The sequence below is a fragment of the Paenibacillus xylanexedens genome, from assembly GCF_017874615.1.
Classification (GTDB): domain Bacteria; phylum Bacillota; class Bacilli; order Paenibacillales; family Paenibacillaceae; genus Paenibacillus; species Paenibacillus xylanexedens.
In genome coordinates, this window is sequence record NZ_JAGIKV010000009.1 from 38,347 (window position 1) to 49,173 (window position 10,827).

The 10,827-nt window shown below is 39.5% G+C and carries 11 protein-coding genes; all 11 read left to right on the forward strand.

Annotation, left to right across the window (positions count from 1 at the left end; all coding sequences use genetic code 11):
• Window position 1 precedes the first annotated feature (1 nt).
• Genes J2Z28_RS13695 through J2Z28_RS13745 form a run of 11 tightly spaced genes read left to right on the forward strand, consistent with a single transcriptional unit; the run spans window position 2 to window position 10,808 of the window.
• On the forward strand, window positions 2–1,261 hold the full coding sequence (locus J2Z28_RS13695) for a hypothetical protein (protein WP_211082917.1): 1,260 nt from the start codon (window positions 2–4) through the stop codon (window positions 1,259–1,261).
• Window positions 1,262–1,293: 32 nt separating this feature from the next.
• Window positions 1,294–2,328: an SAF domain-containing protein gene (locus tag J2Z28_RS13700; protein WP_211082918.1), complete on the forward strand. Its 1,035-nt coding sequence runs from the start codon at window positions 1,294–1,296 to the stop codon at window positions 2,326–2,328.
• Between the two features lie 14 nt (window positions 2,329–2,342).
• Window positions 2,343–3,026 carry a hypothetical protein gene (locus J2Z28_RS13705; RefSeq protein WP_211082919.1) on the forward strand — a complete coding sequence of 228 codons (684 nt, stop codon included), beginning with the start codon at window positions 2,343–2,345 and terminating at the stop codon, window positions 3,024–3,026.
• 1 nt (window position 3,027) lies between these two features.
• The gene (locus tag J2Z28_RS13710; RefSeq protein WP_017692338.1) at window positions 3,028–3,867 is read left to right on the forward strand and encodes a hypothetical protein; all 840 of its coding nucleotides are present in this window, start codon (window positions 3,028–3,030) and stop codon (window positions 3,865–3,867) included.
• Window position 3,868: 1 nt separating this feature from the next.
• A complete protein-coding gene (locus J2Z28_RS13715; RefSeq protein WP_017692339.1) occupies window positions 3,869–5,776 on the forward strand; it encodes a P-loop NTPase family protein in 1,908 nt (635 codons plus the stop codon).
• Window positions 5,773–7,845, forward strand: coding sequence for a hypothetical protein (locus J2Z28_RS13720; RefSeq protein ID WP_150364189.1), 2,073 nt, complete (start codon window positions 5,773–5,775; stop codon window positions 7,843–7,845). The genes J2Z28_RS13715 and J2Z28_RS13720 overlap by 4 nt, the downstream gene beginning before the upstream one ends.
• Before the next feature lie 18 nt (window positions 7,846–7,863).
• Entirely contained in the window at window positions 7,864–8,331 is a 468-nt protein-coding gene (locus J2Z28_RS13725; RefSeq protein ID WP_211082920.1) for an ABC transporter permease, read from the forward strand.
• Window positions 8,332–8,368: 37 nt separating this feature from the next.
• On the forward strand, window positions 8,369–8,863 hold the full coding sequence (locus J2Z28_RS13730; protein WP_211082921.1) for an ABC transporter permease: 495 nt from the start codon (window positions 8,369–8,371) through the stop codon (window positions 8,861–8,863).
• Window positions 8,864–8,895: 32 nt separating this feature from the next.
• Entirely contained in the window at window positions 8,896–9,276 is a 381-nt protein-coding gene (locus J2Z28_RS13735; RefSeq protein ID WP_211082922.1) for a hypothetical protein, read from the forward strand.
• 13 nt (window positions 9,277–9,289) lie between these two features.
• A complete protein-coding gene (locus tag J2Z28_RS13740) occupies window positions 9,290–9,838 on the forward strand; it encodes a hypothetical protein (protein WP_145153661.1) in 549 nt (182 codons plus the stop codon).
• Window positions 9,825–10,808 carry a hypothetical protein gene (locus tag J2Z28_RS13745; protein WP_017692345.1) on the forward strand — a complete coding sequence of 328 codons (984 nt, stop codon included), beginning with the start codon at window positions 9,825–9,827 and terminating at the stop codon, window positions 10,806–10,808. Before J2Z28_RS13740 ends, J2Z28_RS13745 begins: the two co-directional genes overlap by 14 nt.
• Window positions 10,809–10,827 lie beyond the last annotated feature (19 nt).

Consider the following 10,827-nt stretch of genomic DNA (forward strand, 5'->3'; position numbering starts at 1 on the left):
AGTGAATGCGGTTATCATTTCCAGTAAAGCTTCTACGCTAGTACATGAAGCCATAGGGAATACAGATGTTAGTTTTGAAAAAGTAGGTCGCTTTGAGAGTGGTCAGTTTATCGAATTTTGCGAAGCTGTAGCTAGAATTAACATCAATGCATTTATAACTGATCTAGACTGCACCGATTCAAATACTTTTCTACGTGGAATTAGTCAATATCGAACAGTGCGTTCAAATACTCGAATTATTGTCATTGCTCTTGATCGTTATGAGGATGACGGAGTCGTTCATGAATTGGCAGATATGGGGATCAACGTTGTTACAACCTCGCCAGGAACGAAGCCCAAGTCCATTATTCCAGCACTGCGCAATTTATTGCCAAATCAAGGTGAGGTAACTGGGAATGGACAAGAGGATTGGGAATCCAATGATTCTGATCTTGAAAAGATAAAGGATCGGATTTATCGCTATACAGCGAAATTAACCTCTGCAGGCAGTTTTGACTCATCAGATGTCATGGATTTGGAACTTCCAGATGTGCCGATTCAAGAAAGAATCATTCTAAAAGATCGAATCATCGGAACGATTTTAGTCGGAGTTATGGGTGTTGAATCTAAAGTCGGTTCAACTCATCAAAGTATATTAATTGCAAACTATTTAAAACGTAAAGGCTACTCAGTAGGTTTAGTAGAGGCAAATAGTTCAAGTGACTTTACAAGTATTGAGAACGCATATGAAGGAACACAGGATTTCAAAAGCAATAACATTCACTTCACTATAGAGGGCGTGGAGTATTACAAGAATAATAACAAATTGGATATTAACCATCTGATTACAGCAGGACATGACTACTTAATTTTAGATATCGGGAGCTTTGAAGAGAGTGACTGGAGTAAAGAGTTCTACAGAGCGAGTGTAAACATTGTGCTGGGTGCGGGTAGCGAGTGGCGACAAGGGAAAATTAGAAGATTTAGAGATTTACATAAAAAAATGGATCAGTCTAATTGGGTTTATTGTGTACCATTTGTTGAAAATCTCAGTATCCAAGATATTCGAAAAGATCTTCCAGGGAATCTCGTATATCGAATTCCACCACATGCTGATCCCTATAAACACCAAGGAGATACAGACTCGGTATTAAACAAGTTGATGAAAAGCTACATGGGGGACTCTAAGAAGATATCTTCAAAAGCATTATTGTATGGTGTCCTTGGACTGTGCATCGTTATTATTATTGTTTTGATTATATTATTGGTCGTGAATAATTAAGTTTAATCATTTTGGATTGAGAGGAGTTCGTTATGTCTAAGATTCGTTTTAGGCAGAAGCAGTTGCTTCTGTCCGCTTCCATTGGGGGGGCGATCATTTTATTTGTTTGTGTTATCGCTGGCTATTTTATTATTGACTATATTCAAGGAAGATATGTTGAGCGAACACTTCAGATTGAGCAACAACTTCAAGATGCACAGAAGAAGTTGAATGAAGATAAGATGAAAGTGATCGTACTGAATGATGATCATAAGGCCGGAGATTTAATTACAGAAGATGACGTGAGTTCTCTAGTTGTACCGGTTAGTACGGTACCCCAAAATACAGTAGAGCAAGCAGAGATTGTAGGGAAAAGGATTAAGATTGATGTTCAGAAAAACTCTATTATCACCACACCAATGTTGTTTGAAGATGGAATAACACCGAATGACCTTAGAAACCAAGAGTTTAGTCTAGTACAGCTTCCTTTAAAGTTGAAAAAAGATGAATTTGTAGATGTTCGGATTCGTTTTGCAACAGGTCAGGATTACATAGTACTTTCTAAGAAAAGAGTAGAAGATTTAAATAATGGGACGATATGGTACAAAATGACTGAAAAAGAAATTTTGACGATGTCAAGTGCTATTGTAGATGCTTACATCAATGATGCCTCTATCTATGCATTAAGTTATGTTGATCCTTACATGCAGGATGGTGCAATCATCAACTATCCATCTAATCCTAAAGTATTGGATCTCATTGAATCTAATCCTAATATTATTGGATTGGCAACAACGGCTCTCGAACGACAAGTAAGAGCAAAATTAGAACAAGATCTTCAGTCCATGAGTGATGAAGATAGACAAAAGTATATCAGTGGACGTAATACGACGGAGATGAACTCAAGGGAGTACATTACTGAGACAGAAGGACAAGGGAGCGGAACAACATCCCAGCAAGATAATTCTCTGATGAATGAAAATTCAGAGGATATGAATCAGCAAAGTAATACTGGAAATACACCAAATTCAACTTCAGACTCAGGTAGTATTTTCAATGATAGCAATACACGTGAACCTGCACAGTAAATAAGGAGACCAAGATGAAACAAATACTTGTTATGGGCCACTATGATAAAACGGATTTTATGATGTACCTTGGTAAATTGTTGTCAATGGATCATCGGGTTCTGATTGTAGACGCAACGCAAAATAAGGATTATGAGTTCGTATTCCCTAAAATTGATCATTCTCTCACGATGAACACTCATGATCAATTTGATGTTATGGAAGATGTCCATTCATATGAGGACCTGATGCATAATCTGGAAGAACAGAAATATGATTTTGTACTCATAGATTGTAATGACGAGGCTTCGTTGGTTGATTGGCCAGAAGTGGATTTTGTTTATGTTGTGACTTCCTATGAGAATCCTGTTATTCAGAAAAACGTTAACCTTATTCGCGCGTACTTCCAGGGAGAAAAGTTATCTTCTGTTAACCTTCCGGTAACGAAAATTATTTATGAGGTTAGTAATCATCTGGACGAAAAATATATGGATAGTCTGCTGGACGAACTACCTTTATTGTGGAAAGAAAGTCTTGTTTATTATCCTGATGAACGTGATCAGACACTGAAGATTATTAATCAATATAAAAATACAGTCATGGTCAAACGTATGTCCAGTTCATACAAAATAGTCATTAAACAGGCGGTAGAGTTCATCCTTGGGTTGGAAACGTCAAAAGTTAACGCATTATGGAAACGGGCCGAAAGGAGTAATTAACATGGGTAAAATTGCATTATGGGGTATGCAGCATGGATTAGGCGTAACCAGTGCAACCGCTGCTTTGGCTGCATTTATCGGGTTGGAGTATGATGTGAGAACTTTAGTATCTCAGCCGCAGCGGACGGACGGGGATATGGAGCGTTTTTTCAATAAAACAATTAATCAATATAATCGGCAATTTTTTGCCATTGGTGGATTGGGGCTCGACTCATTAGAGCGTGTTGCGAAGAGCAGTAAGCTTGAACGCAATAGTGTTAAAAATTATACACTAATGGTAGAGCGGAATCGTTTGGACCTTCTTTGGGGAAGTGAACGTCTTAATCGACCACAACAGGGTTCGATCGAAGCTGTGAATATGGTATTTCGTATGGCGGCAGAATACTATGGCATTTCACTTTTGGATGCTAGAAGTGGGCAGGATAACGAGGTCTCTAACAGCCTGATCAGGGATGCAGATTTGGTGGTTATCTGTGTGAATCAAAATATAAGTGTACTAGAAAAATATTTTGACAATCAAAGGAAGCATTGGCCAGAGGTACTTGAAGAAAAGCCACATCTGCTTCTTATGACGCAGTATGATCCTATGTCAAAATATAAGATCAAAAATATAGCCAACAAGTACAAGCTCAAAGCTCCTATATTGACAATTCCCTATAATACAAGCTTCAAAGATCATTTAAATGATGGTGACATTAAAGGTTTCTTTGCTAGAAATCGATTTGTCGGCAGCAGTCATGAAAATCATTACTTCATACAGGAAGTTGGCCGTGCTGCAAAAACAATACTGCATGAGATTGGTATTAACACCAAACTGAAGCGAATTGAAAGAGGGAATTAAGATGGGACTGAATTTCACCATTAATTTCCTCGCAATTGTTTTGATCGTAGCTGTTTTAATTGCGTATTTATTCTTGAAGCTGAACAGAAAACCTGGTCAGGTTGGAACACGTCAGAAAAATGAAAATGAAGAACGGTTCCAATTTGATTATCTTCTTGAATACGTTAAAACCATGATTAATGAGTACGTAAACAGTAACTTGTTGGATATGGGAATGACAAGCGAGGAATACAATCGTCGTCTGGGAGTTGTAGCTGAGCTAAGAAGTGCCATGAAAAATGCGACTTCAGGTGACATACAAGAGAAGATTTATCTTAAGCAATTTATATCTGATCTTTTAGAACGTAATTATGGTTTTAACGATGATAATATCGATAGAATCATTCCTTTTGAGGATGAAGATCAATTAACACAACAAGATAAATTTGATATTTTGCTTCATTTATATAAAAAGAAGCACGGATTTCAAGGTCTATCCAAGTTAATCGATAAGTATCAATTGGATCAACCAAAAAAAGTTATTGAAGATGGAACGGTAGATTCATATGTAATTACGGGTGATGAGATTGACTCCATTTTTGTCAAAGAAGCACGTGGTGGTTTGGAGTTTGATGATAAGTTAGCTATCGTTGTGCAGCGTGTATACCAGCATTATAAAGGGTTTGGCGTTATTGACGAAATTCGTGATATGTCCATTGATGGCGTATCTGGTGGGGTATCAGGTGTTCCTACCAATATGCAGATTGTGGAAGATGAGATTTCATTACTGCAAGGAATGAAGCAATATAAGTATCCGGGGTACCAGAGCGTATGGATTTTCTTTCGAGGTAAATCTATACATTTATCGTTTTTAAGTTTTGAAACTGACCTAGAATTGAAAAGGGTATGTCAGAACATCTATAAGTATGACAATCCAGGTCAACTAACGGAGACGAACGGTTTTAAAGTCAATGAAATGAAAGATGGATCCAGGGTCGTGGTTGTTCGACCGCCGTTTGCAGAGAGTTGGGCATTTTTTGTTAGGAAGTTTGATCTACCTAATATGAAATTGGATCATCTGATCTCATCCAAAGATGCCGTAAATGCTGAATTAGCTAGAGATATGATTAAGTACCTGATGAAAGGTGCGCAGGTTACTGCATTTACTGGACCTCAGGGTTCAGGAAAGACATCTTTGGTCATGGCCTCAGTTAAATACATATACGCTACGTTAACTTTGAGGATTCAAGAGATGACATTTGAGCTGCATCTAAGAAGACTATATCCACAACGTAACTCACTAGCATTGCGAGAAACCGAGAACATTGCTGGACAAGCTGGACTAGACCTTCAGAAGAAAACGGATGGTTCCGTAAACATTCTGGGGGAGGTCGCTACGGACCCCGTGGCAGCTTGGATGATTCAGATGTCGCAGGTAGCAAGTCTGTTTACGATCTTTACACATCATGCGACCTCTGCACGTGAATTGGTATGGTCTTTGCGGAACTCATTGCTCAAAACCGGTGTGTTTCAGAATGAACGTATCGCAGAAGAACAGGTAGCAAATGCGGTGCAATGGGATGTTCACATGCGTAAGGAAATGAACGGTAAACGTTACATTGAGCGAATAACTGAGATCACACCTGTTCGATTTGAATCGGATACGTTGGAGCATGAAGAAGTGTTATCTAAAGATGATTCTATTGAGAGCAAGTTGGACGCTTTGGTCAATCTTCAAAGAGAAGTGTACAGAAGAAATAGCGGAAGAGTATGGAATGCACGAAATATCATTGAATACCGTAATGGTGAATACGTTGCTGTGTCTCCAATCTCTCCTGAAAAAATTGAAAAAATGTTGTTAAACATGAACGAGGAAGATCGTGAGAACTTCGGACAGTTTCTGAATGCACACTGGGGGCAGGCTCAATGAATAAGTGGATATGGATTTTTGCCATTGCGGGCGGTGCCCTGCTTATTTCGGGCGGAATACTTCTTTATCTTATTCTCAAAGATCGCAAGCGGAAGAAGAATCGTGAGAATGTATGGCCTTCTTCTAAAAATGTAACAGGAAAAACACCACGACAATTGTTGGTGTTTTACCAGAAATCATATCATCAACTGATCAAGGTTCCGATCGTCAAGTCACAGATTCTGAAGATTCGTAAACGTCTGACTGCGATCAACACCTACGATGAGTATTCATTGCGTAAAGAAACGATGCGAATTACCTATTTGACGCTAGGATCTATCATTATTGGTCTTATTGTACTGGCAATAATCAGTAAAAGTTGGATGGCATTATTCTTTGGAGCGTTAGCAGCTATCGTTATAAACGAATTGTGCATTGATATTTTTGTGAACCGGGTTGAAGATCGTCTGTTAAAACAGTTCTCGAACGTTCTGGAGGATGATCGTCATCATTATCAGGAAGTGAGGATGGTTGATGAGGCCTTGTACCAGGCTGCACAATCGTCACCACATGACATCAAGCTCCAGACAGAGAGGATTCACGAAGTATTAACATCCAAGGATCCTGCTCGAGAGCTGGAAAAATACTATGCGGTTGCGCCTAACCGTTATTTGAAAGTTTTTTCCGGAGTGTCACATTTGATTATGGAGTACGGTGACCGCAACGTTCAAAAGGGCTCCATGTATCTGAATGCCATTAATAAATTTGTGCAAGAGATCAGATATGACCTGATGAGAAGACAAAAATTACGTTACAAATTAGGCGGATTGACCTTACTTGCACTTATTCCAATCCTGCTGTCGTTTCCGTTGCAGCGTTGGGCGGAAAACTATTTTCCAATTACGACAGAGTTCTATGACAGCAGAATTGGTTTTTTAGTTCGAATGTTCATATACGCTTCAGCTGTAATCTGTTACTTGCTAATTCGTAAATTATCGGAGAATGATGAAGCCAAATATGTAGCTAAAGGTCCGCGAAAAGAGTGGGAAAAGAAAGCATATTCTTGGTCTTGGGTCAAGTGGATCGTGGATCGATTGGTCCCGTCACCAAATACGAGGAAGCATCATCGAACCAACATGCTCCTCAAAGAGGCAAACTCTCATCTAACATTGGAATGGTTGTATATCCACCGAATCGTTATCTCTGTCTCCGCGTTTATTGGTGTAATTGTGTTCTCTGTGTTTTTACATTACAACAGCGTACACCATATATTCAGCAAACCGACGTCAGAAGCAACGAACATTCTTGGATATATGAATGCTGATGAATTGGAGCGTGCTAATCAGGTAACGACAATGGACAACCAAATTATCGAAGATCTTCGGACGAATAAAGATTTGACGCGAGAACAGGTTGTTCAGTCCATAGAAACTCATTCAAATGAGCCATTAACAGATGTGGCTATGAATAATACTGTCAATCGGATTATCGGTAAAGTAACTGTTGTGAACAACGAGTATCTAAAATGGTGGGAACTCCTTATCGCTATAGGCTTTGGAGTTACAGGGTATTACATCACCATATGGATTTTACAATTTCAGCGTCGGTTACGCGCATTGGAAATGCAAAATGAAGTGGACCAATTCCATGTGTTAATCTCGATTCTGTGTGAATTTGAACGGATCTCTGTGGAGACCGTACTTGAGTGGATGGAAAGATACAGTATCATTTTCAGACCAGCGCTACAAAAATGTCTGCTCAATTATGATAGTGGTGCAGAGGAAGCCTTGAAAATGCTGAAATCGGATGCGCCGTTCGATTCGTTTGGTAGAATCGTGAAGCGTCTAATGCAAGCGGTAGATAAGCTTTCGTTACGTGAAGCGTTTGACGATCTGGAGATGGAACAAGAGTACTATGCTGAGCAGAAGAAGGAACGCCTTGAGCGTTTGATTCGAAAGAAAACATCGTATGGCAAGTTATTTGGCTGGACACCAGGTGCACTGCTGATTGCACTATATCTGGTCTTCCCATTCCTTTACATGTCATTCAAACAACTAAGTGATATATCAACACAATTACAAACCATTTAAGAGGGGATTGATTTTTTCATGGAAGAAAATACAGGCGTCGGAATACGGGTCGCAGCTGGGATATTCCTCACCATCATGTTGATTACAATTGTAGTTATTATTACGATTTCATCGCAAGATGCGGCAAAACAGGGACAGACAAAGATGGCTGCAATCACGACGCAGTTGTCGGATACGGAGTATCAGACGTATAGCAATACCACTTTGTCAGGTAGTCAGGTGCTGAATGCAGTGAGGCAATATATGAATCAGGAACAATTTGGCGTTCAGGTTATCACGGGCAAACAAAGAAATACTGCTGGGACTTTTTACGGCGATGTATTTAACGGCATTGGAGAGATAACTCCCGATAGTGGTACTTTGATCCTTACTGAAGCTGAGAAGCAATCTGCTGATGAATATATTAATCCAAGTGGGAAGTTCAGATCTTCTATTGTGAGAGATAAAAATAACATGATTAGAGGCATCATTTTTAGACAGGAATAGTTTTCATCTGAAATAAGCAAAGAGAGGATTGAATAAGTTGGAAGAGAATACAGGCGTCGGTATTCGAGTAGCGGCGGGCATATTCCTAACAATTATGTTGATTACGATTGTAGTTATTATTACGATTTCATCGCAGGATGCAGCAAAACAGGGACAGACCAAGATGGCCGCGATTACAACACAACTGTCGGATACGGAGTATCAGACGTATAGCAATACTACGTTGTCAGGGAGTCAGGTGTTGAATGCGATACGGCAATATATGAATCAGGAACAGTTTGGTATCCAGGTTATTACGGGGAAACAGAGAGCTGCAGGTGACACCGTAGGTAACTATTATGGTAATATTTTTGGAGTTGAAAATGGAATAGTAAGTACTATGAATAATGATCAAGATAAAAAGACAAGTTTAGTGAATGCCGAGAATCAGGCGAGTGCCCAATATATTAATCCAAGTGGAAAATTTATATCTAGTATAGTGAGAGATGGCAATAACATGATTAGAGCTATTAAATTTGTGCAACAAAATTAGTTAGTTCTGACTTAAGTCGAAGGAGGTCTCCAATGAGCGAAACGATGGAAAAGTTCATACTGGTCGTGGCTGAAATTAGCATTCTGATCGTTGCTTGCATGTTCGCTCTTGGAGGCATTCAGTCTCAGGATGCAGCAGTTAACATTACGCATAAATCTGCAGTAAATGAAGAGCGAAGGTTGTTCACAAGTCTTGAAATTACGGAGCAAGTTACATACACGGGTGCAGAGGTTCTTCAAAGCATAAGACAAATGAAAACCTTGGACGCCAATATTCGTGTAGTTAATAAATACTTCTATAGTTCAGATGATATTGAAAGTATTGATGTATCAGGAGTCGATCTCAATCGAACCTATGTTGTTTCATATATTCGAGACAGTCAAGGCAAAGTACAAACCATTGTTTTTACATAAAGGGTGAGCTAGTGTGGAAAACTCTTTCTCCAAAATATTAGGCATTTTCATTGCCATCGTGTTGTTATTCTTGTATCCGTTGTTCCAACAGGCTCAAAGACAGGATGACTTGTCTCAGATTGTTATTCACTCAGCTGTGACTACATTCGTGGATTCCGCTAGAACCAAGGGGTATATCACTCCTGAGATGTATCTAGAGTTTAACCAAAAGCTCGGAGCTACGGGGAATCAGTATGACATCCAGATGGAACATTTACACAAGAAATATAATCCGGAATATACCGATCCGGCTAATCCGGCTACATTCCGTGATAGTTTCACGACCTACTTCGATGGTCATTATAATCAGGAAATTATGCAGAGGTTGTTTCCCAATAGCCCAGCATCTGATCTAAATCGTAGATATGTCATGGCGGTAGGTGACTTCTTCACCGTGAAAGTGAAAAATGTTAATCGCACCATGGCTACAATCCTTAGTGATGTTTTTACTGGAGGCATCACGGATGGCAACGTTAAGGTCTATGTTCCTTACGGGGGAATGGTAATCAATGAAGATTACTAATCTGGCAATATTGTTTATCTGTATCTTTGTCCCTTTTTATCTAGTCATGGATTTTCGAACAGGAGACCAAAAAACCGCTCAGGCCTTATCTGATCAATATTCAGCTTCACTGCATACTGCAGTTCAGGATGCTTCTCAGATGTTAAATATGAATGTACTCCAAGAATATGAGGCGGGTTATCAGTCGAGAAAATTCTTCTTTGCGAATAAAGAGAGAGCGCTGGACACTTTCTTTCGCACACTCTATTTGAATTTTGATGTTGTCAATGACCCTGTTAGACAGGGAGCTCTTGCCGGATATATTCCAGCAGTTGCCGTCATTGATTACGATGGCTATGACTTGTACGCAGTGGATGAGTACAGGGATGCCAATGGCGAGAGGGTATTCAAGCATATGTGGAGACCGAAGAAACCATATTCTTACTCGGACGACAGAGGTAACAGTATTAATTTCACGTTGGACAGTTATGTATATGCGTATGATTCTTACGCAAAGGCTTGGGTTGAAGGGTTCCGTGAAGATTTGGAGGGCACAACCAACATTCCTTTATTAGACAATGCAGCCAATTTTGAAGCGATGCGAAAAAGTGTCATCGTGAAAAGTATTCAACAGGATCTGGCTTATTATATAAACAAACATAATGAGTACGCGACTCGGTACGGAGTCCATTATACCTTTAGCCTTCCACAAATTTCACAGGAAGAATGGATCAACTCCATCGATGACATTGGAATTATGGCATTTATCCAAGGGATTCCGATAGGGGACCAATTCTATAACAACTATGCTCTTGGTGGAGGCCGACTGGTCAAGAAAACAGAGATTAAAGGCGCTGTCGATCTGACAACCGGTATTAAATATTATTACCCTAGTACATGTTCTTATGGTTATCGGGAAGATGAGACCTTCTCAAGTGAAAGAGATGCAGCAGCAGCAGGTTATTATCCAAAGGGTTGCATGAATCGCTAAAAAAATACGTTGAAGAGGA